Here is a 1,043-nt window from a genome sequence, read left to right as displayed (position 1 = left end):
GTGTCCTATGCCGAACTGAACGCGTCCGCCAACCGGTTGGCCCGTCATCTGCGGTCCCACGGGCTGGGCCGGGGTGATCTGGCGGGTGTGCTGCTGGAGCGCGGCGCCGACTTCGCGACGGCGGTGGTGGCGGTGAAGAGGGCGAGCAGGGTCTCCTCAAGCGGGGTGCGCGGGGCGCGTCCGCCGGTGGCGAGGGGGGCCGGCTCGGGCAGGGCCCGCTTGTCCACCTTGCCGTTCGGCGTCAGCGGCATCCGGTCGAGCACCGTGAGGAACGTGGGGACCAGGTGCTCGGGCAGCCGGTCGGCCACATGGCGGCGGATGTCGTCGGGAGTGGTCTCCCCCTCGGTGACGAGGTGGGCGGAGAGCCGGTCGCGGTGCACGGTGACCACGGCCTGGGTGACGGCGGGGTGGCTGAGCAGCGCCGCCTCCGTCTCCCCCGGCTCGACACGGAAGCCGCGGATCTTGATCTGGTCGTCCGCCCGGCCCTCGTAGACGATCCGCCCCTCGGCGTCGAAACGCGCCAGGTCACCCGTGCGGTAGAGCCGTCCGCCGCGACCGCCGAACGGGTCGGGCACGAAGCGGGTCGCGGTCAGGTCGGGCCGACCGAGGTAGCCGTGGGCCAGGCCCTCGCCGGCGAGGTAGAGCTCGCCCGTCACACCGGGCGGGCACAGGTTCAGATACGGATCGAGGATGTAGGCGCCCTTGTTGACCAGCGGCACCCCCACGGGCACCAGGGCGGGCGGGACGTCGCCGCGCGGGATGGCGTGGGTGGTGGTGAAGCCCATCGACTCGGCCGGACCGTACCCGTTGACCACCTCGATCCCGGGCACCAGGCCCTGGAGCTTGTGGACATGAGCGGGGGACGCGGCCTCGCCACCGGTGAACGCGACCGTGACCGTCTCGAACGCCTCGGGATGCTCGTCCACCAGGAAGTTGAACAGGCTCGCCGACAGCTGGAGCATCGTCACCCCGTGCCGCCGCGACAGCTCCGCGATCAGCGCCGGCTCCGGACGCTGCCCGGGCTGGAGCACCGACACACCGCC

General features: G+C 72.7%; 2 pseudogenes. One reads left to right on the top strand and one right to left on the bottom strand.

The annotated features are described in order from the left end of the window. Window positions 1-93, top strand: a pseudogene (locus EAO77_RS41610) (hypothetical protein); the annotation flags it as partial. A gap of 146 nt (window positions 94-239) precedes the next feature. Here EAO77_RS41610 and EAO77_RS36610 read toward each other — a convergent pair. After that, a pseudogene (locus EAO77_RS36610) lies at window positions 240-1,031 on the bottom strand (AMP-binding protein); the annotation flags it as partial. Window positions 1,032-1,043: the final 12 nt, after the last annotated feature.

It is taken from the genome of Streptomyces sp. T39 (assembly GCF_008042045.1).
GTDB lineage: Bacteria > Actinomycetota > Actinomycetes > Streptomycetales > Streptomycetaceae > Streptomyces.
This window is presented reverse-complemented; position numbering and strand designations above follow the sequence as displayed.